The 26,944-nt window shown below is 59.1% G+C and carries 27 protein-coding genes; 12 read left to right on the top strand and 15 right to left on the bottom strand.

Translation table 11 applies throughout. The features are described from left to right. Window positions 1-32 precede the first annotated feature (32 nt). Both nlpD and rpoS read left to right on the top strand, forming a co-directional pair. Complete coding sequence (nlpD, locus tag IM271_RS03200; RefSeq protein ID WP_041908436.1) at window positions 33-1,157, top strand: murein hydrolase activator NlpD; 1,125 nt, start codon at window positions 33-35, stop codon at window positions 1,155-1,157. 59 nt (window positions 1,158-1,216) lie between these two features. Further along, the gene (gene rpoS, locus IM271_RS03195; RefSeq protein ID WP_013098493.1) at window positions 1,217-2,209 is read left to right on the top strand and encodes an RNA polymerase sigma factor RpoS; all 993 of its coding nucleotides are present in this window, start codon (window positions 1,217-1,219) and stop codon (window positions 2,207-2,209) included. Between the two features lie 52 nt (window positions 2,210-2,261). Here the strand turns inward: rpoS and IM271_RS03190 are convergent, their stop codons facing one another. Then, window positions 2,262-2,639, bottom strand: a complete 378-nt coding sequence (locus tag IM271_RS03190) for a DUF4440 domain-containing protein (protein WP_048956592.1) — start codon at window positions 2,637-2,639, stop codon at window positions 2,262-2,264. Then, window positions 2,636-3,838: an MFS transporter gene (locus IM271_RS03185; RefSeq protein ID WP_192971678.1), complete on the bottom strand. Its 1,203-nt coding sequence runs from the start codon at window positions 3,836-3,838 to the stop codon at window positions 2,636-2,638. Before IM271_RS03185 ends, IM271_RS03190 begins: the two co-directional genes overlap by 4 nt. Before the next feature lie 108 nt (window positions 3,839-3,946). Here IM271_RS03185 and IM271_RS03180 point away from each other — a divergent pair, with 108 nt between their 5' ends. Continuing rightward, a complete protein-coding gene (locus IM271_RS03180; protein WP_192987235.1) occupies window positions 3,947-4,834 on the top strand; it encodes a LysR family transcriptional regulator in 888 nt (295 codons plus the stop codon). On the opposite strand, the gene IM271_RS03175 is transcribed toward IM271_RS03180, so the two are convergent. Beyond that, the gene (locus IM271_RS03175; protein WP_028014232.1) at window positions 4,831-5,238 is read right to left on the bottom strand and encodes a MarR family winged helix-turn-helix transcriptional regulator; all 408 of its coding nucleotides are present in this window, start codon (window positions 5,236-5,238) and stop codon (window positions 4,831-4,833) included. The genes IM271_RS03180 and IM271_RS03175 overlap by 4 nt on opposite strands. Window positions 5,239-5,411: 173 nt before the next feature. On the opposite strand from IM271_RS03175, the gene IM271_RS03170 reads away from it, so the two are divergent. From IM271_RS03170 to IM271_RS03160, 3 genes are read left to right on the top strand one after another with little or no spacing between them, the layout of a single operon-like run. Next, window positions 5,412-6,014 (top strand): non-oxidative hydroxyarylic acid decarboxylases subunit B, encoded by a 603-nt coding sequence (locus IM271_RS03170; RefSeq protein WP_028014231.1) that lies wholly within the window; start codon window positions 5,412-5,414, stop codon window positions 6,012-6,014. After that, window positions 6,004-7,431, top strand: a complete 1,428-nt coding sequence (locus tag IM271_RS03165; protein WP_049002049.1) for a non-oxidative hydroxyarylic acid decarboxylases subunit C — start codon at window positions 6,004-6,006, stop codon at window positions 7,429-7,431. The genes IM271_RS03170 and IM271_RS03165 overlap by 11 nt, the downstream gene beginning before the upstream one ends. 10 nt (window positions 7,432-7,441) lie before the next feature. Next, on the top strand, window positions 7,442-7,663 hold the full coding sequence (locus IM271_RS03160) for a non-oxidative hydroxyarylic acid decarboxylases subunit D (protein ID WP_003862116.1): 222 nt from the start codon (window positions 7,442-7,444) through the stop codon (window positions 7,661-7,663). A 93-nt stretch (window positions 7,664-7,756) separates the two neighbouring features. Here the strand turns inward: IM271_RS03160 and mutS are convergent, their stop codons facing one another. Beyond that, window positions 7,757-10,318 (bottom strand): DNA mismatch repair protein MutS, encoded by a 2,562-nt coding sequence (gene mutS / locus IM271_RS03155; protein ID WP_045261242.1) that lies wholly within the window; start codon window positions 10,316-10,318, stop codon window positions 7,757-7,759. A 113-nt stretch (window positions 10,319-10,431) separates the two neighbouring features. Then, a complete protein-coding gene (locus IM271_RS03150; RefSeq protein ID WP_041908449.1) occupies window positions 10,432-10,662 on the bottom strand; it encodes a SymE family type I addiction module toxin in 231 nt (76 codons plus the stop codon). A 175-nt stretch (window positions 10,663-10,837) separates the two neighbouring features. Here IM271_RS03150 and IM271_RS03145 point away from each other — a divergent pair, with 175 nt between their 5' ends. Then, window positions 10,838-11,182: a nitrous oxide-stimulated promoter family protein gene (locus IM271_RS03145; protein ID WP_047364429.1), complete on the top strand. Its 345-nt coding sequence runs from the start codon at window positions 10,838-10,840 to the stop codon at window positions 11,180-11,182. 5 nt (window positions 11,183-11,187) lie between these two features. On the opposite strand, the gene IM271_RS03140 is transcribed toward IM271_RS03145, so the two are convergent. The 10 genes from IM271_RS03140 to hypA form a co-directional block, all read right to left on the bottom strand. Then, window positions 11,188-12,408 carry an MFS transporter gene (locus IM271_RS03140; RefSeq protein WP_192971679.1) on the bottom strand — a complete coding sequence of 407 codons (1,221 nt, stop codon included), beginning with the start codon at window positions 12,406-12,408 and terminating at the stop codon, window positions 11,188-11,190. A 16-nt stretch (window positions 12,409-12,424) separates the two neighbouring features. Then, window positions 12,425-13,186 carry an ABC transporter ATP-binding protein gene (locus tag IM271_RS03135; RefSeq protein WP_048960092.1) on the bottom strand — a complete coding sequence of 254 codons (762 nt, stop codon included), beginning with the start codon at window positions 13,184-13,186 and terminating at the stop codon, window positions 12,425-12,427. Next, window positions 13,186-14,223 (bottom strand): iron ABC transporter permease, encoded by a 1,038-nt coding sequence (locus IM271_RS03130; RefSeq protein ID WP_028014224.1) that lies wholly within the window; start codon window positions 14,221-14,223, stop codon window positions 13,186-13,188. Before IM271_RS03130 ends, IM271_RS03135 begins: the two co-directional genes overlap by 1 nt. Continuing rightward, window positions 14,223-15,221, bottom strand: coding sequence for an ABC transporter substrate-binding protein (locus IM271_RS03125; RefSeq protein ID WP_193052160.1), 999 nt, complete (start codon window positions 15,219-15,221; stop codon window positions 14,223-14,225). Before IM271_RS03125 ends, IM271_RS03130 begins: the two co-directional genes overlap by 1 nt. Before the next feature lie 151 nt (window positions 15,222-15,372). Then, a complete protein-coding gene (gene flhA, locus IM271_RS03120) occupies window positions 15,373-17,445 on the bottom strand; it encodes a formate hydrogenlyase transcriptional activator FlhA (RefSeq protein ID WP_193052159.1) in 2,073 nt (690 codons plus the stop codon). Between the two features lie 63 nt (window positions 17,446-17,508). After that, window positions 17,509-18,519, bottom strand: a complete 1,011-nt coding sequence (gene hypE, locus IM271_RS03115) for a hydrogenase expression/formation protein HypE (protein ID WP_063155084.1) — start codon at window positions 18,517-18,519, stop codon at window positions 17,509-17,511. Further along, window positions 18,516-19,637, bottom strand: a complete 1,122-nt coding sequence (gene hypD, locus IM271_RS03110; RefSeq protein ID WP_193052158.1) for a hydrogenase formation protein HypD — start codon at window positions 19,635-19,637, stop codon at window positions 18,516-18,518. Before hypD ends, hypE begins: the two co-directional genes overlap by 4 nt. A 3-nt stretch (window positions 19,638-19,640) precedes the next feature. Further along, window positions 19,641-19,913 (bottom strand): HypC/HybG/HupF family hydrogenase formation chaperone, encoded by a 273-nt coding sequence (locus IM271_RS03105; protein WP_028014219.1) that lies wholly within the window; start codon window positions 19,911-19,913, stop codon window positions 19,641-19,643. Next, window positions 19,904-20,767, bottom strand: coding sequence for a hydrogenase nickel incorporation protein HypB (gene hypB / locus IM271_RS03100; RefSeq protein WP_193052157.1), 864 nt, complete (start codon window positions 20,765-20,767; stop codon window positions 19,904-19,906). The genes IM271_RS03105 and hypB overlap by 10 nt, the downstream gene beginning before the upstream one ends. Before the next feature lie 3 nt (window positions 20,768-20,770). Then, window positions 20,771-21,121, bottom strand: coding sequence for a hydrogenase maturation nickel metallochaperone HypA (hypA, locus tag IM271_RS03095; RefSeq protein ID WP_193052156.1), 351 nt, complete (start codon window positions 21,119-21,121; stop codon window positions 20,771-20,773). Window positions 21,122-21,332: 211 nt separating this feature from the next. Between hypA and hycA the strand changes: the two genes are divergently transcribed. The 5 genes from hycA (at window position 21,333) to hycE (ending at window position 26,940) form a co-directional block, all read left to right on the top strand. Next, on the top strand, window positions 21,333-21,797 hold the full coding sequence (hycA, locus tag IM271_RS03090) for a formate hydrogenlyase regulator HycA (RefSeq protein ID WP_041908468.1): 465 nt from the start codon (window positions 21,333-21,335) through the stop codon (window positions 21,795-21,797). 73 nt (window positions 21,798-21,870) lie between these two features. Next, the gene (locus IM271_RS03085; protein WP_028014215.1) at window positions 21,871-22,479 is read left to right on the top strand and encodes a 4Fe-4S dicluster domain-containing protein; all 609 of its coding nucleotides are present in this window, start codon (window positions 21,871-21,873) and stop codon (window positions 22,477-22,479) included. Continuing rightward, entirely contained in the window at window positions 22,476-24,290 is a 1,815-nt protein-coding gene (hycC, locus tag IM271_RS03080) for a formate hydrogenlyase subunit 3 (RefSeq protein ID WP_193052155.1), read from the top strand. Before IM271_RS03085 ends, hycC begins: the two co-directional genes overlap by 4 nt. A 1-nt stretch (window position 24,291) precedes the next feature. Next, entirely contained in the window at window positions 24,292-25,215 is a 924-nt protein-coding gene (locus IM271_RS03075) for a respiratory chain complex I subunit 1 family protein (protein ID WP_045629931.1), read from the top strand. 15 nt (window positions 25,216-25,230) lie between these two features. Beyond that, window positions 25,231-26,940, top strand: a complete 1,710-nt coding sequence (gene hycE / locus IM271_RS03070) for a formate hydrogenlyase subunit HycE (RefSeq protein ID WP_049138413.1) — start codon at window positions 25,231-25,233, stop codon at window positions 26,938-26,940. Window positions 26,941-26,944: the final 4 nt, after the last annotated feature.

Below are 26,944 nucleotides of genomic sequence, written 5' to 3'. Positions count from 1 at the left end.
TCACTGGTAGTTAACACATTCCTGGGGGATAAATGAGCGCGGGAAGCCCTAAATTCACCATCAGCCGTGTTGCGGCATTATCACTGGTTTCGCTCTGGCTGGCAGGCTGTACAAGTTCCAACAACGCGCCTGCGCCCGTCAGTTCCGTCGGGGGAAACAGCGGCTCCGGTAACACGTCCAGCGGAATGTTAATCACGCCTCCGCCTAAAATGGGTACTGCTGCGCCGCAGCAAACACCACAAATTCAGCCTGTGCAACATCCTGTTACACAGCCAACGCAGATTCAGCCAGTTGAACAGCCTGTTCAGACCCAAAATGGCCGCATAGTCTATAACCGCCAGTATGGGAACATTCCGAAAGGCAGCTATACCGGCGGCAGTACCTATACCGTGAAGCGCGGCGATACGCTGTTCTACATTGCCTGGATCACCGGGAACGATTTCCGTGACCTCGCGCAGCGCAACAACGTCCAGGCCCCGTATGCTCTGGAAGTTGGCCAAACGCTCCAGGTGGGCAACGCAACGGGTACGCCACTGACCCCTGGCAATACGGTTTCAGCGGCCGATGTGACGGCTCAAAATAACAGCGTTAAGCCTGCACAAAAATCCACCACGGTGGTTGCTTCACAACCTGTAATTACGTATTCTGAGGATTCAGGTGATCAGACTGCTAACAAAATGTTGCCGAATAATAAAGGGACTGCGACTGTTGTCACAGCACCGACCACGGCACCTGTGGTTAGCTCTACTGAACCGACTGCAAGCAGTCAGAATGCCAGTTCGTCCATCACCGCATGGCGCTGGCCAACCGACGGCAAGATTATCGAGAACTTCGCAACCTCTGAGGGGGGGAACAAAGGGATCGATATCGCAGGCAGTAAAGGACAGGCTATCATCGCGACCGCAGATGGACGCGTTGTGTATGCCGGTAACGCGCTGCGCGGTTACGGTAATCTGATTATCATCAAACATAACGATGATTACCTGAGTGCCTACGCCCATAACGACACAATGCTGGTCCGGGAACAACAAGAAGTTAAGGCGGGGCAAAAAATCGCTACCATGGGTAGCACCGGAACCAGTTCTACACGCTTGCATTTTGAAATTCGTTACAAGGGGAAATCCGTAAACCCGCTGCAGTACTTGCCGCAGCGATAAATTGACGGGGCATGCCAGCCAGGGTGTCTCGTTCAGGGATCACGGGTAGGAGCCACCTTATGAGTCAGAATACGCTGAAAGTTCATGATTTAAATGAAGATGCGGAATTTGATGAGAACGGAGCAGAGGCTTTTGACGAAAAAGCCTTAGTAGAAGAGGAACCCAGTGATAACGATTTGGCTGAAGAAGAGCTGTTATCGCAGGGCGCCACACAGCGTGTACTGGACGCGACTCAGCTTTACCTTGGGGAGATTGGTTACTCCCCACTGCTAACGGCCGAAGAAGAAGTCTATTTCGCACGTCGTGCTTTGCGTGGTGATGTTGCCTCGCGTCGTCGCATGATCGAAAGTAACCTGCGACTGGTCGTGAAAATTGCCCGCCGTTACGGCAATCGTGGTCTGGCTCTGCTGGATCTGATTGAAGAGGGCAACTTAGGTCTCATCCGCGCAGTTGAGAAGTTTGACCCGGAACGCGGGTTCCGTTTCTCAACCTACGCGACCTGGTGGATTCGTCAGACCATCGAACGGGCTATTATGAACCAGACCCGTACGATCCGACTGCCGATCCACATCGTCAAAGAGTTGAACGTCTATCTGCGTACCGCGCGCGAGTTGTCCCATAAACTGGACCACGAGCCAAGCGCAGAAGAAATTGCCGAACAACTCGATAAACCGGTTGATGACGTAAGCCGTATGCTGCGTCTCAACGAGCGCATTACCTCGGTTGACACCCCGCTGGGTGGCGACTCCGAAAAAGCGCTGCTGGACATCCTGGCCGATGAAAAAGACAACGGCCCGGAAGACACCACGCAGGACGATGACATGAAGCAGAGCATCGTCAAATGGCTGTTCGAACTGAACGCCAAACAGCGTGAAGTACTGGCACGTCGTTTCGGTTTACTGGGGTATGAAGCTGCGACACTGGAAGACGTCGGCCGCGAAATTGGCCTGACCCGTGAACGTGTTCGTCAGATTCAGGTAGAAGGTCTGCGCCGCCTGCGTGAAATCCTGCAGGGGCAAGGGCTGAATATCGAAGCGCTGTTCCGCGAATAAGCAACCTTTCGTCAAAAAAGGCCCGTCGTGAGACGGGCCTTTTTCTTTTGTGCTACGGCTGGGCCGTTTCGTGCAGCAGACGCCATGTAATCCCGCCGCCTTCCTGATTAAGCACCGCGGTTGACCAGCGCACGTTGACGGGCAGGTCCGGCCGGGTTTGCGTCTCCCGGTAGTGCAGTACCGCGCCACGATCCCAGCGCTCGATCGTGGATAATTCGTCAATGACGATCTTCAGTCCGGGGCGGCTTCCTCGCTGACTGTGCAGAAAGTCCACAAGGCCGTGATAGTCGATATGAACGCCTCCCGGTGGGATCATCAGAAAATCTGGCCGGAAACGGGCGAGCAGGGCGTCGGAGTCGCCTTCGCCTTTGCCTAACCAGTTTTCAAGCGCAATGTGGAGGTCGATAATGTCGTGTTCAAAAGGCGTCATGAATTCTCCTGTCGCAGCTGGGCGAGCACCTGCGTATTGTTAAGTCGGAAAACGTACAGTACAGGCAATAGGGTCATGCCTGCGGCAAAAAGAAACATTCCGTGCCATGCGGCGAGCGGCGCCAGATAACTCTGCGCCAGACTCAGCACCTCTGCCAGCAGCAGGGCTCCGGCAAAAAAGCTCAACTGACGATTGAGATTCCACAGCGCGCTGGCATCCGGCATCTCTTCCCGGCGCGTTGTCAGAAAAGCGCTGCTCTGAGCGGTACTGCTGCACAGGCTTCCCCCCGCGCCCATCAGGGTAAACGCAACGACAGGAAGCAACGTAGCCGAACTGACGTTAAGCAAAAGCAGAATGCCCGTCGCCTGCAGCAGGCAGCCGATAACAATCAGCGGCTGTGGGCCGAAACGGTTAAAATAGCGTCCCGTCGCCGTGATGGCGATAAACGATGCCACGGACCACGGCAGCATGAGCATACCCGTTGTGGCTGGGCTCATGTTCGCCTCGTGCTGAAGATAAAACATGCCCGTAATGTTCACCCCGATAAATACGCCAGGAACGCATACATAGACAAGCATGGCAAAACGCAAAAGCGGGTCCGCGAGCAACCGCAGGTTGAGCAGCCTGGCCGCTTTCATCGCGGGTATTTCATGTTTAAGCCACAGGCAGGCCAACACAAAGGTCACGATGGCCACCGGAAGCGTCGCGAAAAATATCCACCGCCAGCTTAGCATCTGCACCAGCAGGCCCCCGATAGCGGGGGAGCAGGCGGGAGCAAGCAGCGCGACCAGCATGACCGCCGAGGAGAGTCTGGCTCGCTCGTGAGGCTGAAACAGTTGCCAGGTCAGCGCCTGTCCGACGGGGATCAGTAAGCCACCGCCGATGCCCTGCAGCACGCGCCAGGCGATCAGACTTTCCAGCGTTGCAGACAAGCCTGCCGCAGCAGAAGCCGCGCTGAACAGAAAAAGCGAGATCAGGATGACCCGCTTTGGTCCGAAGCGGCGCGTGAGCATGCTGCTGAACGGGATCGCCAGCGTCAGGCCGGCAATATACCCGTTACTGACCCAGGCAAGCGCTGAAGGCGTGGCGTTAAGAGCTTGCGCCATCGCCGGAAAAGCGACGCTGGCAATAAACATGTTGATCAAATCAAGAAAAAAGCCCAGCAGATAGACAGCGGCGACTTTGCTGCGATACGTCATGGTGGATCCTCCCGTGAGGTGGCGTATCGTATCGACCCCGGAAGCACGGATAAACCTGACAAAGCGCGATATACTGTCAAAAAAATTTTGACGGTAAAAGGCGTAATGATGATTAACCTACAGCGGACGCAGATGTTTGTTGCGGTGGCCGATACCGGCAGCTTTACTGCCGCAGCCGATGCGCTGGGTCTGACAAAAGCCGTGGTCAGCTTCAATATTCGCCAGCTCGAAGCCGAGCTGGGGGTGACGCTGCTGCTGCGCTCCACCCGCCGCCTGACGTTAACCGAGGCGGGAGCGCTTTTTCATCAGCGCAGCGTGGCGCTTCTGAAGGACGCAGAACGGCTGCAGGATGACGTTCGCGCGAATCATGCAGGACTCACGGGTGAATTGCGGATCACCACCACCCCTGAGTATGGTTCGCGGGTCGTGGTACCGTTGCTGGCAAGGTTTAGCCAGCTGCACCCGGAGCTTCGCGTGCGTCATGTTTCGTCTTCACTCCATGCCGACCTGATCTCAGAGCGCTTTGACGTGGCTATTCGGTTGGGAACGCTTACCGACTCGCGCTACCACGCCGCATTGATTTCACATTTTTCCATCCTGCCCGTCGCGACGCCGGAATGGCGGATGAATCATCCGGTTGAATCGCTTGCGCAGCTGGCACAAGCCGACTGGATTATTCACGAGCGCTTAGCGTCGCCGCTGCGCTGGCAGGTGAAAGATACCAGCGGTGCGCCTGAAATGCTTGAGATAAAAAAAGCGCCGCGCCTGTTTGCCGACAGCGCGCAGGCGCTTATGGCTTTTGCGCTTGCGGGAAGTGGCGTGGCGTTACTGCCGGAATGGCTGGTGCGCGATGCGCTTGATGCGGGAAAACTGGTCCCGGTTTTACCGGAATATACCTTCGCGCGGCAGGGCATCCACGCGGTTTATCCGGATGCCCGGCACGTGCCTGCGAAAGTGCGCACCTTTATTGATTTTATGCGCGCCAGCGTGAATTAATCGTGCATCATCTTTTTGATGAGCGCAGAGAACTGCTCCCGTTCGGCCTTATTAAGACGCCCTAAAAACGCCTCATCCACCTCGTTGCCGACCGGCTGGCAGTCTGCAAGCAGGGCTTCGCCTTCCGGCGTCAGGAAGACAAACCGGCGGCGCTTGTCTGCGGGATCGTGCTCGCGTTTGACCAGCCCGCGCGCCTCCATTCGGCTGAGCATCTCCGCCAGCGTCGCCTTCGTGCTGACCGCCACTTCGGTCAATGCCACCTGCTCAATGCCCGGGTGCTCGGCAATGGAGCGCATAACCGCATACTGCGGCTTGGTCAGTTCCGGCAGGGAATGTTGCCACTTAGCGGTATGCTGTTGAAAAAGCTGACGTAACAGGTGGAACGCCTCTTGTCTTAGTTCCATGAACACTCCGACAGAAAAAATCACCCCCTATGATAGCCGCTAAAGCCCGGGATGATAACGCGGGATTTTTTAGCAATTAATGTGATCGTGTGCGAACGATCTTGTCAGTAGAGCGATCCGGGAGTAGTTTATCTATAAATGTTCGTACACGAACAAATTAATTGAGGTGATGAATGAGATTGATCGTGGGAATGACAGGAGCAACGGGGGCTCCGCTGGGCGTGGCGCTGCTGCTGGCGCTGAGGGAAATGCCGGAGGTAGAGACCCATCTGGTCATGTCGAAGTGGGCAAAAACAACCATTGAGCTGGAAACGCCTTACAGCGTGCAGGACGTTGCTGCGCTGGCTGACGTTGTTCACAGCCCGGCTGACCAGGCCGCCACCATCTCCTCCGGCTCGTTTCGCACCGACGGCATGATCGTCATTCCCTGCAGCATGAAAACGCTGGCGGGGATCCGCGCGGGCTACGCCGAAGGGCTGGTGGGCCGTGCGGCAGATGTGGTGCTGAAAGAGGGGCGCAAGCTGGTGCTCGTTCCCCGCGAAACGCCGCTCAGCACCATTCATCTGGAGAACATGCTGGCGCTTTCCCGCATGGGCGTGGCGATGGTGCCGCCCATGCCTGCGTATTACAACCACCCGCAAACCGCCGATGACATCACCCAGCATATCGTGACCCGTGTGCTCGACCAGTTTGGTCTGGAGCACAAAAAGGCGCGCCGATGGAACGGGTTGCGGGAGGCGAAACATTTTTCACAGGAGAACAAAGATGGCATTTGATGATTTGAGAAGCTTCCTGCAGGCGCTCGATGAGCAAGGGCAACTGCTGAAAATTGAGGAAGAGGTGAATGCGGAGCCGGATCTGGCGGCGGCAGCCAACGCCACAGGCCGTATTGGGGACGGCGCGCCCGCGCTGTGGTTCGACAATATTCGTGGCTTTACCGATGCCCGCGTGGTGATGAACACCATCGGCTCGTGGCAAAACCATGCCATATCGATGGGGCTGCCAGCGAATACCCCGGTAAAAAAACAGATCGACGAGTTTATTCGCCGCTGGGACAAATTCCCCGTTACGCCGGAGCGCCGCGCTAACCCGGCCTGGGCACAAAATACGGTCGACGGTGAAGACATTAACCTGTTCGATATCCTGCCGCTGTTTCGCCTGAACGACGGTGACGGCGGTTTTTATCTCGATAAAGCGTGCGTTGTCTCGCGCGATCCGCTCGACCCGGACCATTTCGGCAAGCAGAACGTCGGGATCTACCGCATGGAGGTCAAGGGCAAGCGCAAGCTCGGCCTGCAGCCGGTACCGATGCACGATATCGCCCTCCATCTGCACAAAGCGGAAGAGCGCGGGCAAGATCTGCCGATCGCGATTACTCTCGGCAACGACCCGATCATCACCCTGATGGGCGCCACGCCGCTGAAATACGATCAGTCTGAGTATGAAATGGCCGGCGCGCTGCGCGAAAGCCCGTACCCGATTGCCACCGCGCCGCTGACCGGCTTCGACGTGCCGTGGGGGGCTGAAGTGATCCTGGAAGGGGTGATTGAAGGCCGCAAACGTGAAATCGAAGGGCCGTTCGGCGAGTTTACCGGACACTATTCCGGTGGCCGTAATATGACGGTGGTCCGTATCGACAAAGTTTCTTACCGCACCAAACCGATCTTCGAATCCCTTTACCTCGGCATGCCGTGGACCGAGATTGACTATCTGATGGGACCAGCCACCTGCGTGCCGCTTTACCAGCAGCTGAAGGCGGAATTCCCGGAAGTGCAGGCGGTGAACGCGATGTACACCCACGGTCTGCTGGCAATTATCTCCACCAAAAAACGCTACGGTGGTTTTGCCCGCGCGGTCGGTTTACGCGCCATGACCACGCCGCACGGTCTGGGCTACGTGAAGATGGTGATTATGGTGGATGAGGATGTCGATCCGTTCAACCTCCCGCAGGTGATGTGGGCGCTCTCATCGAAGGTCAATCCGGCAGGGGATCTGGTGCAGCTGCCGAACATGTCAGTGCTTGAACTCGACCCTGGCTCCAGCCCGGCGGGCATTACCGACAAACTGATTATTGATGCCACCACGCCTGTTGCACCGGACACCCGTGGCCACTACAGCCAGCCGGTACAGGATCTGCCTGAAACTAAAGCCTGGGCTGAAAAACTGACCGCGATGCTGGCAGCACGCCAATAAGGAGGAAAAGATGATTTGTCCACGTTGTGCCGATGAGCATATTGAAGTGATGGCGACGTCACCGGTGAAAGGGGTCTGGACCGTTTACCAGTGCCAGCATTGTCTTTATACCTGGCGCGATACCGAACCGCTGCGTCGTACCAGCCGCGAGCATTACCCGGAAGCGTTCCGCATGACGCAGAAGGATATTGATGAAGCACCGCAGGTGCCGACGATCCCGCCGCTGTTGTAAAAATAAGCCCGGTAGCGCTGCGCTTACCGGGCCTACGGGTTTTGTAGGTCGGGTAAGGCGAAGCCGCCACCCGACAAAACAGACCGCAGAAAACTAAACCAGACTCTTCAACCGGTAAATCCACTCCAGCGCCTGACGCGGCGTCAGCGAATCCGGGTCGAGGTTCTCCAGCGCTTCCACCGCAGGCGACGTTTCTTCAGCTGGCGCCAACAGCGACATCTGGGTGCCATCAATCTGCGTCGCCGCCGCATTCGGCGAGAGGCTTTCCAGCTCACGCAGCTTCTGGCGAGCGCGCTTGATCACCTCTTTTGGTACACCTGCCAGCGCCGCAACGGCCAGGCCATAGCTCTTGCTCGCCGCGCCATCCTGCACCGTGTGCATAAAGGCGATGGTATCGCCGTGCTCCAGCGCATCAAGATGAACGTTAGCCACGCCTTCCATTTTCTCCGGCAGTTGCGTCAGCTCGAAGTAGTGGGTGGCGAACAGCGTCATGGCCTTGATTTTATTCGCGAGGCTTTCAGCACAGGCCCAGGCCAGAGACAGGCCGTCATAGGTTGAGGTTCCGCGTCCCACTTCGTCCATCAGCACCAGGCTGTGCTCCGTCGCGTTATGCAGAATATTAGCCGTTTCGGTCATCTCGACCATGAAGGTTGAGCGACCGCTCGCCAGATCGTCCGCTGCCCCAACGCGGGTGAAGATACGATCGATGGGGCCAATCTCCACTTTTTGCGCCGGGACGTAGCTGCCGATATACGCGAGCAAAGCAATCAGCGCCGTCTGGCGCATGTAGGTACTCTTACCGCCCATGTTCGGGCCGGTAATGATCAGCATTCTTCTCTGCGGCGACAGGCTCAGCGGGTTGGCGATGAACGGTTCGTTCAGCACCTGCTCAACGACCGGGTGACGGCCTTCCGTAATGCGAATGCCGGGCTTGTCGGTAAAGGTCGGGCAGGTATAGTTCAGCGTTTCAGCCCGTTCTGCCAGGTTCACCAGCACGTCCAGCTCCGCCAGCGCGCTGGCGCTGAGCTGCAGGTCAGCCAGGTGTGGCATCAGCATGTCGAACAGCTCGTCATACAGCTGTTTTTCCAGCGCCAGGGCTTTACCTTTCGAGGTGAGTACTTTGTCCTCGTACTCTTTCAGCTCGGGAATGATGTAACGCTCGGCGTTTTTCAAGGTCTGACGACGTACGTAGTGAATCGGCGCCAGATGGCTTTGCCCGCGGCTGATCTGAATGTAGTAACCGTGTACCGCGTTATACCCCACTTTCAGCGTGTCGAGCCCAAGACGCTCGCGTTCGCGAATTTCCAGCTTATCGAGATAGTCCGTCGCGCCGTCGGCCAGCGCGCGCCATTCGTCCAGCTCCTCGTTGTAGCCTGGAGCAATCACGCCGCCATCGCGCACCAGAACCGGAGGGGCATCAATAATGGCGCGCTCCAGCAGCTCGCGAAGCTCGGTGAATTCGCCCATCGTTTCACGGAGTTTCTGCACCGGCGCGCTGTCAACGTCGCTCAGCTGCGCACGCAGTTCCGGCAGCTGCTGGAAAGCATGACGCATCCGCGCGAGGTCACGCGGGCGCGCGGTGCGCAATGCCAGACGGGCAAGAATACGTTCCAGATCGCCCACCTGACGCAGGACCGGCTGCAGCTCGGTGTAGCGATCCTGCAACGCAGCAATCGTCTGCTGGCGGCAAACCAGCGTATCGGTATCGCGAATCGGCATATGCAGCCAGCGTTTCAGCATGCGGCTGCCCATCGGCGTCACCGTGCTGTCGAGCACCGACGCGAGCGTGTTTTCAACGCCACCTGCCAGGTTCTGGGTGATCTCCAGGTTACGGCGCGTGGCGGCATCCATGATGATGCTGTCCTGCTGGCGCTCCATGGTGATAGAACGGATATGCGGCAGGGCGGTGCGCTGGGTGTCTTTCACGTACTGCAGCAGGCAACCAGCGGCACACAGCCCGCGCGGAGCATTTTCCACGCCAAAGCCAATCAGATCGCGGGTACCGAACTGCAGGTTCAGCTGCTGGCGCGCGGTATCAATTTCAAATTCCCACAGCGGGCGACGGCGCAATCCGCGACGGCCTTCAATCAGCGCCATTTCGGCGAAGTCTTCGGCGTAGAGCAGCTCTGCCGGGTTGGTGCGCTGCAGTTCGGCAGCCATCGTTTCGCGGTCAGCCGGCTCACTCAGTCGAAAACGTCCGGAGCTGATGTCCAGCGTGGCGTAGCCAAACCCTTTGCCGTCCTGCCACAGCGCTGCCAGCAGGTTATCCTGGCGCTCCTGAAGCAGGGCTTCATCACTGATGGTGCCTGGCGTGACGATGCGCACGACTTTGCGCTCAACCGGGCCTTTCGAGGTTGCCGGATCGCCGATTTGTTCGCAGATGGCAACGGACTCACCCTGATTCACCAGCTTGGCCAAATAGTTTTCAACCGCGTGGTGCGGGATACCGGCCATCGGGATGGGCTCGCCTGCGGATGCGCCACGTTTGGTTAGCGAGATGTCGAGCAACTGCGACGCACGTTTAGCATCGTCATAAAACAGCTCGTAAAAATCGCCCATGCGGTAAAACAGCAGGATTTCCGGATGCTGTGCCTTCAGCTTCAGGTACTGCTGCATCATCGGCGTATGTGCGTCGAAATTGTCGATTGTGCTCATGGAGTTATGATGTCCATTTCTTTGAAAATAAACCGTTTTGAGCGGCTCAGTGGCCGTTTGTTCGTTCTATTGTCGCATGAAAAAAAGGTACGGCGCAGAAAAATGTGGCGGCTTTACGAGGCGCCTTCAGACATTAACTCAATGACGATTTTTCCATGCTCAACGCCCACCCTGACCTGGGAGTTGGTGGTAAAGCCCGCCTTTTCAAGCCAGTCTCCTTTTAAGCTCAGCGCCGCATGCACGCTGTATCGCTTTGGTATCTTCGTTTTTCGATCCTCGTGACGTTTTCTGAAATATCCCACTTTTAAATGGCGGTAGGGTTTGCCGATCGCGATCTCTTTCATAGGGTCTCCAGACTATACGGACAACGGTCATTCCTGATGCCTGTATAAAATACCAGTGATTTTCAGGAGGTGCAGGGTTAATAGTGGAATCAGGCTTCAGAAAACGGAATGCAACACCTGAAATCCACAGTTTTAAAGTGTATTATTGATGCATCTTATTATTTGGTAAGTCGCTATGACCGGTAAACGCATATCACGTGAAAAAGAGACCATCGCGAAAATGATCGCGTTGTACGCAAAGCAGTGTCCACAGGCTTCTCAGGAAGCGGGGCATTATCAGGCGCTCAACGCGTATGCTGATAAGCGCCTGGATAAGTGCGTTTTTGGTGAAGAAAAGCCCGCCTGTAAACAATGCCCGGTGCACTGCTACCAGCCTGCCAGACGTGAAGAGATGAAGCAGATTATGCGCTGGGCAGGCCCGCGTATGTTATGGCGTCACCCCATTCTGACCGTCCGCCATCTGATGGATGACCGTCGTCCGGTGCCGGAACTGCCGGAGAAGTATCGCCCGAAAAAGTGAACCGATCAGCTTCGTAGCGGGCGGCAAATCACATTCAGGGCCAGCGCGCTGCAGAGTGGAAAGAGCGCCAGCAGCAGCCACGGGTAAATCGCCTGCGTTGAAGGCACCAGCGCGCGATCCAGCAGGCTGCCAAATAATAAGTTTCCAGCCAGTACTGCAATGCCTCCGGCGGTGGAGAGTGCGCCATAGTGCGCGCCCAGCGTGGATTCATCGGCGAACCGCGGAATGAGATCTTTTGCCGAGGGCACCAGCAGCATCTGCCCCAGCGTCAGCAGCGTGACAAACGAGACCGAGGGCAGAAGCCGCAGCCAGCCCTCAGGCGGTTCTGTTGCCGCAAACATTGCCACGCTCACAAAGGCGGCGGAAAGCAGCAAAAAGCCCACCGGAAGAATGTTCACCGCGCCCACGCGTCGGGCGAAACGCGCCAGCGGCAGCTGTAAGGTAATGATCAGAACGGAGGCCAGCATAAAAAGCGGGCCGAGATCTTTCTCGTTACCGCCGGAGCGCTGGATCTCCACCGGCAGCGCCAGATAGAGCTGGTTATAGCTTAACAGCCAGGAGCTGTAGGCAATGATAAAGGCGACAAAGCGCGGCTGGCGGAACGTCGTCCACCAGGGCACTATTTTTATCTTCTGTGAACGTTGCCCGGCAGCAGGCAGACAGAAGTAAAGCACCACTAGCGCAATGATAAAGACGCCTGCCCCCGCCAGCGCCACCTGGCGGAAGCCAAGCCCCGTTAGCAGAGCGCCAGCAACCGGGCCCAGTACCGCGCCGAGCTCCCCGCAGACGGCAAAGAGCGCAAACCACTCCGCCCGGCTTCGTTTCCCTTTCGCCTCGCTGTGGGTACCCGCTTTCGCCAGCAGAGCCTCAATTGAGGGAGAAAATAGCGCGCCGCCGACGCCCGTCAGACACGCGCCCAGAATAATCGGCCACAGCGATCCCCCGAAGGCCAGCAGCAGATAGCCTGAAACACGAACTATACAGCCGCTGAGGATGATGACTTTCGCGCCAAACCGGTCCGAGAGCGCACCGCCAACGATAAACATCCCCTGCTGCGAGAACGTGCGCAGGCCCAGGATCAGCCCGATGAGCCCGCCGGAGAGCAGCATGTCGTCGCGCAGAAATATCGCCAGGAAGGGAACGACGGCGTAAAACCCAATGTTAAAAACAAACTGGCTACCCAGTAAAACGGGCGGCCAGAGCGTGGTGGCGGGGCGAAGGGACATTGTCGATCACTCGTCCCTAAACGATAAAGTGAATGTGCTTTTTGCCATGAAACGGCGAGATCTCAATTTTGGTTTTGACCCGAAAGACATCCCAGAGCAACGACTCGGATAAGATGTCCTGCGGCGTTCCGGTCGCCACAATTTGCCCTTTCTGCATCACAATCAGCGAGTCGCAGAACATTGAAGCGTGGTTGAGATCGTGGATGGCGACGATACTGGTAACGGGTAATTGGCTGATCAACTGCATCAACTGCATCTGATGATGGATATCCAGGTGGTTGGTCGGTTCATCCAGCAGGATTTCGGTTGGCGTTTGCGCCAGCGCGCGGGCAATATGCACCCGCTGACGCTCGCCGCCGGACAGGCTCAGCCAGCCCTGCTCGCTGCGGTCCAGCATATCGACACGCTGCAGAGCCGCGGTGACGGTGTCGTCATCCTGCGCGCTCCAGTTAGAAAAAGGGGAGTGGTGCGGAATACGTCCAAGTTTGACCACGTCGCGCACGCGCATGTTGGCGTCGGTCATCCCGTGCTGCTCAACGAACGCCACACGGCGGGCAAGCTGCTTTTTGGCGATGCGGGAAATGTCCTGCCCGTCCAGGGTCACGCTGCCCGCATCCGGGCGACGCAGGCCTGCCAGGATACGCAAAAGGGACGATTTGCCGCAGCCGTTAGGACCAAGCAAACCCACCGTTTCGCCGCGTGAAACCTTCAGCGAGACACCATTGACGATAACTTTTTTGCCTACCTTCCAGGTAATATTTTCAGCGCAGATACTCATCACTTATTCCTTGAACGGTAGATAATCACGGCAAAGAAAGGTACGCCCACCAGCGCGGTGACCACGCCGACGGGCAGGCTTTGCGGCGCAATCAGCATCCGCGAGGCGATATCGGCCAGCACCATCAGGATCGCCCCCGCCAGCGCGCTGGCAATCAGCAGCGTGCGGTGCAGCGGCCCGAACAGGAAGCGCATAACGTGCGGCACCACCAGCCCTACAAAGCCGATTGAGCCCGCCATGCTGACGATGGTCGCGGTGATCAGGGCCGTGGTGGTAAACAGGGCAAGACGCACCCAGGGCACGGCAATGCCTAAGGAGGCTGCCGCGTCATCACCAAAGGTAAAGGCGTCCAGCGCCCGGGAATAGTAGAGGCAGACGGCAAGGCCCGCCAGCACGACAACCAGCGCCAGCTGGAATTCCGGCCAACGCACGCCGCTAAAGCTGCCCAGCAGCCAGAACATCACGTCGCGCGCCTGCTGCGCGCTGGCGGAGGTGCTGATGGTGTAAGCGGTAATGGCGTTGAAAAGCTGAGATGCAGCAACGCCTGCCAGAATGGTGCGTTCATTGCCGCCGCGCGCGCCGTTCGTCAGAAAGGCGACAAACGCAAAGGCGGCGAACGCCCCGGCAAACGCCCCCGCAGAGAGCGACACCGCGCCGGTGCCGATGCCCAGGACGACGACCGACACCGCCCCGGTTGAGGCACCTGCCGACACGCCGAGCACGTAAGGTTCCGCCAGCGCGTTCTTCAGCAGGCTTTGCAGCACGGCACCGCAGATGGCTAAACCGGCCCCGCAGCAGGCCGCCACCAGCGCGCGGCTCAGGCGAAAGTCCCAGATCACGCTCTCATAGATGCGGTTGAGCGGAACGTCGGTCAGCCCCAGCTTATTACCAATAGCGTAAAAGACGTTGGACAGCGGAATCGACAGCTCGCCGACGCTGACACCAAGAGCAATCACTAAAAACAGCAGGACAACGGCAAGCAGAGCGGATGTGGTCAGGATCAGGCCCTGGCGGGCCTGAAGTACGGCTGCCGTCATCAGTTCAGCCCCAGTTTTCTGAGCTGTTCACCCACCTGTTCAGCACCGTAAATCGTACGAATCGTCGGGTTCATCGCCTGACCGTCCATCACCACGATATGGCCTTTTTTGACGGCATCAAGCTGGCTCACGGCAGGATCGCTTTTCAGGAATTTGATTTTCTCATCCGCGTTATCCAGCGCCCAGCGGTTGCGGTCCAGACTGGAGACGACAATCACATCAGGGTTCGCGGCAATAATACTTTCCCAGCCGACGGTCGGCCATTCGGTCTCAGCGGTAATGGCGTTATGGCCACCCAGCACGTTAGCAATAAAACCGGAGGCGCTGTTTTTCCCGCCGACATAGGCATCTGCCGAAGGCGAGGCGCTTGAGAACCAGAAAACAAACGAGAGATCTTTTTTGTTTTTACCAAATTCCTGACGCAGGTCGGCCTCACGTTTTTTGAAATCAGCGATAACGGCCTGGCCGCGCGCTTCAACGTTGAAAATCTTCGCGAAATCTTCAATCTCTTTATAAAGGTACGTCATATCCCACAGCGTCTGGCGGCTGCCGTACATATCGCCTGCCGCTTTTTTGGTGGCGCACATGCCTGGAGATAAATAGCTGTTCACGCCGACGGTAGCCAGATCTTCACGTTTTGCGACCTTACTTTCCGGCCCAAGCAGTAGCGGCAGCTGTGCAGGAACAAAATCGGGGTTTTGCGCAAGGATGGATTCAAGAGTCGGAATTTCGACGGTCAGGGTTTTGATTTTTGCATTCTGCTCAGCCAGCTGCGGCAGCACCTTGGTCGGCCAGAAGGCGCTGGCTTTGACCTTATCTTCCAGCCCCAGCAGGAGCAAAATTTCCACGGTGTTCTGACCGAGGGCCACGACGCGTTCCGGCGCTTTAGTGAATGTCTCTTTAAAGCCACAGTTTTCAATCGTCAGAGGATATGTGGTTGCCAGAGCAGAACTGACCGACGCAATCGCCAGGCCTAACGCGCAGATGACCTTCTTCATGAAACGCTACCCTTCATTAATATTATTTTTGATGCAAATGAAACGCATTATTAAGGCGGAATTTTATACAGAGGAAAATATATTGTGTCAATGAGGGACAATTGCGCAGGGTGACGAAAAGCGGCGCCATAAGCGGCGCCGGAATGACGGGTTAAAGCAGGCTCTCTTTATCGATTCCCAGACGCTTCATGCGAGAGAGCAGGGTAGTTCGTTTCAGCCCCAGCCGCTGAGCTGCGCCCTTCGGTCCGGCTACCACGCCGTTGGTCTCTTTCAGTACGCGCATAATGAGCTGATATTCATCTTCGCCTTCCTGCGCGACTTCTGCCGACAGCGTGGGGGCTTCCTGAAGGGAGACTTCAGGCAAAGAGAGCTGAAGGACGTTCCCGCGCGTCAGCAGTACCGCGCGCTCAATGACGTTTTCCAGCTCGCGCACGTTGCCGGGCCACTCCATCGACGAGAGGGTACGTAGCGTTTCGGCAGGAATACTGTCGATATTCCTCCCCATCCGGCGGGCAATCTTCGCGGTAAAGGCCTTCACCAGCAGCGGAATATCTTCCGGGCGCTCGCGCAGCGGCGGCAGGCAGATCGGAAAGACGTTCAGGCGATAGTAGAGATCGCTGCGAAACTCGCGGTCGGCGACCATCTTTTTCAGGTCGCGGTTGGTGGCGGCAATCAGCCGCACGTCGGTCTGGATCAGCTTGTTGCTGCCGAGGCGCTCAAACTCCTGCTCCTGCAAAACGCGCAGCAGCTTGGGCTGCAGCTCCAGCGGCATATCGCCCACTTCGTCGAGGAACAAGGAGCTTTTATCCGCCAGTTCAAAACGGCCCAGCCGCTGGCTGCTGGCGCCGGTAAAGGCGCCGCGCTCGTGGCCGAAGAGGTCACTTTCCAGCAGACCCGCGGGCATCGCCGCGCAGTTCATCTTCACCATCCGCCGGCTGTTGCGGTTGCTCAGGTTATGAATGGCGCGGGCTATCAGTTCTTTACCGGTGCCGGTTTCACCGAGGATCAGCACCGTGCTGTCGCTCTGGGCCACCATTTCCACCTGCTTGAGGACGCTGTACATGGCATCGCTGCGCCCGATGATTTCGCCAAACTCGCTGTCCACGTTGTTGAGCTGTTCGGTCAGGGCCAGGTTTTCGTCCACCAGCCGCTCTTTCAGGCGGTGGATCTCCTGATAGGCGAGGGCGTTATCCAGCGCGATGGAAATACGCTCGGCGATCTGGCGCAGCAGCTTCAGGTTGGCGGTGGTAAACACGGCTTCATCGCACTGCGCCAGTTTGAGCACCCCAAGCATGGTGCTGCCGGACATCAGCGGCAGCAGGCACAGGGTCTGAATTTTGTTGCCCCAGGTGTTAAACAGCATCCGCTCGTACGGCGCCACCGGGTCCTGCTCGCTGAGATTCAGCAGCAGGATCTCTTTGCTTTTAAATACCCGCTCAGAAAGGGTGCCCGCTTCGTCCACCTCGCTCTGCTCGTGCGCTGGGTTGGCCTCATCAAGATAGTGGGTGGAGTAGATGTTCAGCTTGCCTTTGCGGTTCCCGCGTAGCGCGATGCTGATGGCGTCGATCCTGAAATAGTGGTGGATCTCCTTGGCGACTTCGCTGACCAGCTCGTCCATGTCGAGTCTTGAGAGTACGGCGTTGGTGATGGCGACCAGAATACGGAAGTTATCGCGCTCGCGGCTCAGCAGGTCGTAATCCACGTTATTGGTGACGCGGCTTTGGATCTGCTCCGCGACGACGGCCACAATCTGGGCAAAGGTGTTCAGCCGCTCGTACTCCGCCTCGCTCCAGGGCTGGTCGGTATTGCGGATAAACTCGCAGCCGCCAAAAATATGGCCCTCCGCCGCCAGCGGCAGCATGCCGTAATGACCGAAAGGCTGATAGAGATTGCTCTCTGCCAGCCGCGGCCATGCCATCCGAAACTCTTCAAAATTGCAGTGCAGCACTTCAGGCCGGGAGAGAATGCGGCGCACCGGGCCGTGCGCGAGGTACGTTTCGTCTTCGCATTCAAACGTTTTGCCATTCTCGCGCGTGGAATAGTAGCTCGCGCGGTGCGTTCCACTATGCCAGAGCACAATCGCCGCGCTGTCCGCCAGCGCTGATTGCCTGACCAGCCGCGTCAGGGCATCGCTCAGCGCGCCGAGATCGGGCTGTTGTAAAAGTGTGCGCGTGATGTCAAATAGGCCCTGCTGTCCAAGATCGCTCATCGGTGTATACGGCATTATTGCTTTCCACTAGAAACTGGCAAAAAAGAGACTTCACTGCTGACCGCTTATGGCGCGGTTCTAGCAAATTCGGGGTAACGGCTCAGCGTGCGGCAGATCCAGCGTGCGCTTCACGCCATAAAGTCCGGTCAGGCGCACCCCTTTGCGCTCAACCACGTCGCCAATGATGGCCGCGTCTTTCCCTAAGGGATGCGCTCTCAGCTGTTCAAGTACGGCTTCCGCCGCCGAACGTTCCACGCCGATCGCCAGCTTGCCCTCGTTGGCAAAGTTTAGCGGGTCAAGCCCTAAAAGCTCACACAGCCCCCGCACGGCAGGCTTAACGGGCAGGTCGCGCTCGCTCAGTTCAATCCCGCACCCGCTGCTTGCGGCGAACTCGTGGACAACGGCATTCACCCCGCCCCGGGTAGCGTCGCGCAGGGCTTTGACGCCCGGGATGTCGCGCAGCGTCTGGATAAGCGGGGTGAGCACCGCGCAGTCGCTGCGAAGCTCGCCGTCCAGCCCTAAGCCTTCGCGCAGGTTCAGGATGGTTGCCCCGTGGCAGCCCAGCGTTCCGCTGACAATCAGCACGTCGCCCACCGAAAGCTGCTGCGCGCCCCAGTGAACGTCGGCGGGGATCGCCCCCATTCCGGCGGTGTTGATGAAGAGCTTATCCGCCGCGCCGCGCTGGACCACTTTGGTATCCCCGGTGACGATAGCGATCCCCGCCTCGCGGGCGGTGTGCGCCATGCTGTTGACCACTGCCGCAAGCGTCTCCATCGGTAATCCTTCTTCGAGGATAAATCCGCAGGAGAGGTAGCGCGGAATAGCGCCGCTGACGGCCACGTCGTTGGCCGTACCGCAGACGGCGAGTTTGCCAATATCGCCGCCCGGGAAGAATAGCGGGTCAATCACGTAGCTGTCGGTGGAGAACGCCAGCCGGTCGCCGTGTGCGGTGAGGGTTGAGAGCGCGATGCGCGCCTGATCCTCCTGCTCGGCGAGCCAGGGGTTATTAAAGGCCTCCATAAACAGCCGGTTAATCAGCTGCTGCATCGCCTGTCCACCGCTTCCGTGCGCCATTTCCACCGTGTTCATGCTTCACACTCCTGGTTGCGATACTGATACCACGCGGCGCATGCCCCTTCAGAGGAGACCATCAGCGCGCCAAACGCGGTTTGCGGGTTACAGGTGTTGCCAAATAGCGGGCAGTGATGAGGTTTGCATTTGCCGGTAAGCACCTCGCCGCAGCGGGACCGGGGATCGTCGCACACCTGCTGCGGCTGAGGGCGGAAGTGCGCTTCGGCATCAAATTCGCGATAGGCAGGCGTCAGGCGCACGCCGGATTCCGCAATCAGCCCCAGCCCGCGCCACTCGCTGTCGCCCTCAACGCTAAACACGTCGGCAATCGCCTGCTGCGCCCGTTCATTTCCCGCATCGGGCACCACGCGGCGGTACTGATTTTCAACCGCGCTCAGGGACGCTATTTTCTGCTCAACCAGCATGGCTACGCCTTGCAGTAGATCAAGCGGTTCGAAACCAGCCACCACTAACGGACGATTGTACTGCTCAGCGATAAAACCGTAGGCGTCTGTGCCAATTACCATGCTGACGTGGCCCGGTGCCAGAAACGCATCGATGCCGTTGTCCGGCTCTTCGAGCAGGCTGCGCAGCGTGGGAATGAGCGTAATATGCTGGCAGAAAAAGAAAAAGTTAGTGACGTTGCGCGCTTTCGCCTGCTGCAGCGTGATGGCCGTAGCGGGCATGGTGGTTTCAAAACCCAGCCCGAAAAAGACGACCTTGCGCTCAGGGTTAGCCTCTGCCAGCGTCAGGGCATCCATCGGCGAGTAAACGATCCGCACGTCCGCGCCGCGCGCCTTCGCCTGCAACAGCGAGCCGTTTTTCCCCGGCACGCGCATCGCGTCGCCAAAGGTGCAGAAAATGACGTCGGGCTGGCCGGCAATTTCGATGCAGCTGTCGATACGCCCCATCGGCAAAACGCACACCGGGCAGCCGGGGCCGTGAATAAACTCGATGTTCTCCGGCAGCAGCTGGTCGAGGCCAAACTTGAAGATGGCGTGCGTGTGCCCTCCGCACACCTCCATGATCCGCAGCGGCCTTTCGTTCGTGTAGTCCAGCAGCGCCGCGCGCGTTTTCAGATGTCCGATAAGCTGCATCACCTGTTCTGGCACGCGGTATTCATCAACGTAACGCATGTGCTATCGCTCCTCGCCGTACAGCAGCGCGCCCACGTCCGGCTCCACGTCAAACATGTTTTGCAGCGCGTCCAGCGTGTCGCGGGCTTCCGCTTCGTTAATCACGCTCATCGCAAACCCCACGTGGACCAGCACCCACTGGCCGAGGCGCGACGCGCCCGTCTCATCGGTGCTGCCCACCAGCGTCAGGTCGACGTCGCGCAGGATGCCGCAAACCTCCACTTTAGCCTGATTGCCGTCGAGGGAATGGATTTGTCCCGGTACGCCTATGCACATCGTTCGCTCTCCAGCCAGTCCAGCCATGCGTCCATGCCGTCGCCGCGCGTGGCGGAAACCAGCAGGATGTGAATGTCCGGGTTCACCTCGCGGGCATAGGCAAGGCACTTATCCACGTCGAAGTTCAGGTACGGCAGCAGATCGACTTTGTTCAGCAGCATGAGGGAGGCGGCGGCGAACATGTGCGGGTACTTCAGCGGCTTGTCCTCCCCTTCGGTCACGGAGAGCACCGCCACTTTATGCCGTTCGCCGAGGTCGAAGCTTGCCGGGCATACCAGGTTACCGACGTTTTCGATAAACAGGATGCCGTTATCCGCCAGCGGCAGGCGAGGGGCGGCGTCGGCAATCATCTGCGCATCCAGGTGGCAGCCCTTGCCGGTGTTAACCTGAATGGCGGGCGTCCCGGTTTCGCGGATGCGCGCTGCGTCGTTAACGGTTTGTTGATCGCCTTCGATCACCGCGCAGGAGATGCGTTGGTTCAGCCGTTTGAGGGTTTCGGTCAGCAGGGTGGTTTTACCGGAGCCGGGGCTGGAGACCAGGTTCAGCACCAGCAGTTGACGCGCGGCAAAGCGGGCGCGGTTGCGGGCGGCGATCTGGTTATTTTTGTCCAGCACGTCGATCTCCACCTCCAGCATCTGGCGCTGGCTCATTCCCGGCGCGTGGGTCCCCGCTTCGCCGTGGCCGTAATGCAGATCGCCCGCGTCGGAACGTTGCGGTGCAAAGGTGATGCCGGTCAGGGCCGCCGCAGGACGCGGGGCAGGGGAAAAGGGCGCGGAGCGAAACGCGGAGTGGGGACGGTGTTCATCCCCTTCTATATACAGGTTGCCTTCGGCGCAACCGCAGGTGCTACACATACATTACTCCTTCTCGATTTCGAGGCGTTGGATCTGCATACCGTCATCCGCCACGATGCGAAGACCCGTGCTCTGACACTGCGGGCAGCGCTGAACCTTTGATGAGAGCAGGGTGACGTACTGCTGGCACTGCTCGCACCAGCACTCCGCCTGCTGCTCGTCGATATGCAGCGCGCAGCCTTCCGCCAGCGTGCCGCGGCACACCAGTTCAAAACAAAAGTTCAGGGCGCTGGTCTCGACGCAGGAAAACGCCCCGATCTTCAGCCAGACGCCGGTGACGCGCTTCGCGTGGTTTTGCACTGCCTGCTGTTCGATAAGTTCCAGAGCCCGCTGGCAGAGGGTGATTTCGTGCATGACGCCTCCTCAATGATTTGCGCCAGTAAATGCAATAACGGTGCCAGCTTGATTTGCGTTACGGCGTGACGATGTCAGCGCTGTCGAAATGACACGTCGACACGGCGGCGTTGACAGTGTCTTTTTTGATAAAAATTATTCAAATCAACAAATTAAAAACTGGCACGGAATCTGCTTAACAGCCGCTATCTCCATTAACCGGATACCTTCTATGACTATTTGGGAAATTAGCGAAAAAGCGGATTACATCGCGCAGCGCCACCAGCAGCTTCAGGATCAGTGGCACCTCTACTGTAACTCTCTGGTTCAGGGGATTACCCTGTCAAAAGCCCGACTGCATCATGCGATGAGCTGTGCGGCGCAGGGGGATATGCGCTTTGTCCTGTTCGGTCATTTCACGGTCTTTGTGACCCTGGCAGACAGCTTTAACAGCCACACCATCGAGTACTACGTTGAGAATAAAGAGGGTGAAAAACAACGTATTGCGCAGGCGCAGCTGATGGCCGACGGCATGGTTGACGGCTACGTCAGCAACCGCGATCGCCAGCAGGTGCTTGAGCACTATCTGGAGAAAATCGCGCCGGTTTACAACGGTCTCTACGCCGCGGTTGAGCACGACTTGCCGGTCGACCTCAAACAGCTCGTCGTGGGAAAGGCCCCCGCAAATCTTGCCTGATAACCGAATGTCGAAAAGTGTCGATGAGACAGTTTTTCGTCGTCAAAAATGACCATCACCAGAGGATTGCCCGGTGAACCGTTTTGTAATTGCTGACTCGACGGTCTGTATTGGCTGTCGGACCTGTGAGGCGGCGTGTTCGGAAACGCACCGCCTGCACGGGCTGCAGTCCATGCCGCGCCTGCGCGTCATGCGTAATGAGAAAGAGTCTGCCCCGCAGCTCTGCCACCACTGTGAAGATGCCCCGTGCGCGGGCGTGTGTCCCGTCAATGCCATCACCCGCGTCGATGGCGCGGTCCAACTGAACGAAAGCCTGTGCGTGAGCTGCAAGCTGTGCGGCATCGCCTGCCCGTTCGGTGCCATTGAATTCTCCGGCAGCCGCCCGCTGCATATCCCGGCGAACGCCAATACCCCGAAAGCGCCGCCTGCGCCACCGGCTCCGGCACGCGTGAGCACGCTCCTGGACTGGGTGCCCGGCATCCGCGCTATTGCGGTGAAGTGCGACCTGTGCAGCTTTGACGAACAGGGCCCGGCCTGCGTGCGGACCTGCCCGACCAAAGCGCTGATCCTGGTTAACATCCGCGATATCGCCCGCACCAGCAGGCGCAAGCGCGAGCTGACCATTAATACCGACGTCGGCGATCTTTCGCTTCTGCAGGCGCTTAACGAGGGGGCGAAATGAACGCGATATTTATGATTAACAGCGCCGTGGCGTACTTTGCCGCTGCCGCCGCGCTGGCGCTGGTGTTCTCTTTCCATAAAACCCTGAGCGGCTGGATAGCCGGTATCGGCGGGGCGGTCGGCAGCCTGATGACGCTGGCGGCGGGCGGTGTCGTCCTGCTCGGCGGACAATCCGTGGATACACTCATGCCGCTGATTCGCCATACCGTGGCGATTACGCCGCTGAACGCCATCTGGCTGGTGACCTTTGGCCTGTGCGGGCTGTTTATCAGCCTGTTCAATATCGACTGGCACCGCCATCAGCAGACCAAAGCCAACGGCCTGCTGGTCAATCTGCTGATGGCCGCCGCGGTCTGCACGGTTATCGCCAGCAACCTCGGCGCGCTGGTGGTTATGGCGGAGATCATGGCGCTGTGTGGCGTGTTCCTGACCGGCTGCAGCGCCTCCGGCAAGCTGTGGTTTGCACTCGGACGCCTCGGCACGCTGCTGCTGGCGCTGGCCTGCTGGCTGGTGTGGCAGCGTTTCGGCACCCTGGACTTTGCCGCGCTTAACGGCCAGCCGCTGGGGAACGACGTCTGGCTGCTGGGCGCACTCGGCTTTGGCCTGCTGGCCGGGATTATCCCGCTGCACGGTTGGGTCCCCCAGGCGCACGCGAATGCCTCTGCGCCCGCCGCCGCGCTGTTTTCGACGGTGGTAATGAAGGTCGGTCTGTTCGGCATTTTGACGATTACCCTGACGGGCGGTCAGCCGCCGCTGTGGTGGGGGGTAGCGCTGCTGATTGCGGGGATGATCACCGCCTTTGTCGGCGGCCTGTACGCCCTGATGGAGCACAACATCCAGCGTCTGCTGGCCTATCACACCCTGGAAAACATCGGCATCATCCTGCTCGGCTTGGGCGCGGGCGTCACCGGGCTGGCGCTCAACCAACCGGCGCTGATTGCTGCCGGGTTTGTCGGCGGTCTGTATCACCTCGTCAACCATAGCCTGTTTAAAACCACTCTGTTTCTCGGCGCGGGCAGCGTCTGGTTCCGCACCGGCCATCGCGATATCGAAAAGCTCGGTGGGATTGGCAAAAAGATGCCGATGATTTCACTCGCCATGCTGGTGGGGCTGATGGCGATGGCCGCGCTGCCGCCGCTGAACGGCTTTGCCGGGGAGTGGGTGATCTATCAGTCCTTCTTCGCGCTCGGCCAGAGCGACGCGTTTATCGCGCGGCTGCTCGGCCCGCTGCTGGCGGTGGGCCTGGCGATTACCGGGGCGCTGGCGGTGATGTGCATGGCGAAAGTCTACGGCGTCACCTTCCTCGGCGCGCCGCGCACCCGTGAAGCGGAGAACGCCTGCTGCGCCCCGGTACTGATGGCCACCAGCGTGGTCGCGCTGGCGCTGTGCTGCATTGCGGGCGGGGTTGCCGCGCCGTGGCTGCTGCCGCTGCTGGGCCACGCCGTTCCGCTGCCGCTGGCGACGGCGCATACCGTTGTCTCCCAGCCGATGATGGCGCTGCTGCTGATCGCCGGGCCGCTCCTGCCGTTCGTGCTGATGCTGTTCTTCAGATGCGACCGTCTCGCCTCCCGCTCGCGCGGCGCGGCGTGGGCCTGCGGCTACCAACACGAGCCGTCGATGGTCATTACCGCCCACGGTTTTGCCATGCCGGTGAAGGAGAACTTCGCCGCCGTGCTGAAGCTGCGCCAGTGGCTTAACCCGCAGGGCTGGGTGCCGGGCTGGCAGAGTGCTGCCGTGCCCGTGCTGTTCCGCCGACTGGCGCTGATCGAGCTGGCGGTGCTGGTGGTGATTGTGATTTCACGAGGAGCCTGACATGAGTCTGTTACTGGCAATTCTTCAGGCGCTGGTGCTGTTCGCCGCCGCGCCGCTGCTGTCGGGCATCACGCGCGTGGCGCGCGCCCGAATGCACAACCGTCGCGGGCCCGGCGTGCTCCAGGAGTACCGCGATCTCTTCAAGCTGCTCTCCCGCCAGAGCGTCGCGCCGGATGCCGCGGGCTGGGTGTTCCGCCTGACGCCGTTCGTGATGGTCGGCGTGATGCTCACCATCGCCACCGCGCTGCCGGTGGTCACGGTAGGCTCGCCGCTGCCGGTGCTCGGCGATCTGATTACGCTCATCTATCTCTTCGCCATCGCGCGCTTCTTCTTTGCGATTGCGGGCCTGGACACCGGCAGCCCGTTTACCGGCATCGGCGCCAGCCGCGAGGCGATGCTCGGCGTGCTGGTTGAGCCGATCCTGCTGCTGGGGCTGTGGGTGGCCGCGCAGGTTGCAGGTTCGACCCACATCAGTTTTATCACCGACACCGTTTACCACTGGCCGGTGGCCCGCTCCATCCCGCTCGTGCTGGCACTCTGCGCCTGCGCGTTCGCCACGTTTATTGAGATGGGCAAGCTGCCGTTCGATCTCGCGGAAGCGGAGCAGGAGCTACAGGAAGGGCCGCTCACCGAGTACAGCGGCTACGGCTTCGCGGTGCTGAAGTGGGGCATCAGCCTTAAGCAATTGGTGGTGTTGCAGATGTTTGTGGGCGTTTTCTTCCCGTGGGGGCAGATGACGCACTTCTCTGCAGGCGGCCTGCTGCTGGCCGTGGTGGTGGCCGCCCTCAAGCTGCTGGTCGGCGCGCTGGTCATCGCCCTGTTTGAGAACAGCATGGCGCGCCTGCGTTTTGCGGCAACCTCGCGCATCACCTGGGCCGGTTTTGGTTTTGCATTTTTAGCGTTCGTCTCCTTGCTGGTGGCGTGATTAAAGAGAGTATTTATGTCTGAAGAAAAGAAAGGTCAGCAGTATCTCGCCGCGTTGCATCAGGCTTTCCCCGGCGTGGTGCTGGAGGAGTCCTGGCAAACCAAAGATCAGATCACCATTACCGTGAAGGTGAACTACCTGCCGGAAGTGGTGGAGTTTCTCTATTACCAGCAGGGCGGCTGGCTGTCGGTGCTGTTCGGTAACGACGAGCGTCAGCTGTGCGGTAACTACGCGGTGTACTACGTGATGTCGATGGAGCAGGGCGAGAAGTGCTGGCTCACCGTGCGCGTCGAGGTCGACCCGAATAAGCCGGAATACCCGTCCGTGACGCCGCGCGTTCCTGCCGCCGTCTGGGGTGAGCGCGAGGTGCGCGACATGTACGGCCTGGTGCCGGTCGGCCTGCCGGACGAGCGTCGTCTGGTGCTGCCGGACGACTGGCCGGATGAACTCTATCCGCTGCGTAAGGACAGCATGGATTACCGCCAGCGTCCGGCCCCGACCACCGACAGCGAAACCTACGAGTTCATCAACGAGCTGGGCAGCAAGAAGAACAACGTGGTGCCGATCGGCCCGCTGCACGTCACCTCCGACGAACCGGGCCACTTCCGCCTGTTCGTCGACGGCGAAAATATCATCGACGCCGACTACCGCCTGTTCTACGTCCACCGCGGCATGGAGAAGCTGGCGGAAACCCGCATGGGCTACAACGAGGTCACGTTCCTCTCTGACCGCGTGTGCGGCATCTGCGGCTTCGCCCATAGCACCGCCTACACCACCTCGGTGGAGAACGGCATGGGGATCGTGGTGCCGGAGCGCGCGCAGATGATCCGCGCCATTCTGCTGGAGGTGGAGCGCCTGCACTCGCACCTGCTGAACCTCGGCCTGGCGTGTCACTTCGTCGGCTTTGACTCCGGGTTTATGCAGTTCTTCCGCGTGCGCGAAGCGTCGATGAAGATGGCGGAGATCCTCACCGGGGCGCGTAAAACTTACGGCCTGAACCTGATCGGCGGGATCCGCCGCGACCTGCTGAAAGACGACATGATCAAGACCCGCCAGCTGGCGCAGCAGATGCGTCGCGACGTGCAGGATCTGGTGGACATGCTGCTCAGCACGCCAAACATCGAGCAGCGCACCGTCGGGATTGGTCGCCTCGATCCGGAAATTGCCCGCGACTTCAGCAATGTCGGCCCGATGGTGCGCGCCAGCGGCCACGCCCGCGACACCCGCGCCGATCACCCGTTCGTCGGCTACGGCCTGCTGCCGATGACCGTGCACAGCGAACAGGGCTGCGACGTTATTTCTCGCCTCAAGGTGCGTATCAACGAGGTCTACACCGCCCTGAACATGATTGACTTCGGCCTGGACAACCTGCCGGGCGGTCCGCTGATGGTGGAGGGCTTCACCTACATTCCAAACCGCTTTGCCCTCGGCTTTGCCGAAGCGCCGCGCGGGGACGACATCCACTGGAGCATGACCGGTGACAATCAGAAGCTCTACCGCTGGCGCTGTCGCGCGGCGACCTACGCCAACTGGCCTACCCTGCGCTATATGCTGCGCGGTAACACGGTCTCTGACGCCCCGCTGATCATCGGCAGCCTCGATCCGTGCTACTCCTGCACCGACCGCATGACGGTGGTGGACGTGCGCAAGAAGAAAAGCCAGGTGGTGCCGTACAAAGAGCTTGAGCGCTACAGCATCGAGCGCAAGAACTCGCCGCTGAAATAAGGAC

Origin of the sequence: Enterobacter cloacae complex sp. I3, from assembly GCF_014896175.1 — a bacterium.
Taxonomy (GTDB): Bacteria; Pseudomonadota; Gammaproteobacteria; order Enterobacterales; family Enterobacteriaceae; genus Enterobacter; species Enterobacter bugandensis.
Note: the sequence above shows the minus strand (reverse complement) of the source record. Positions and strands in the feature narration are given on the sequence as shown.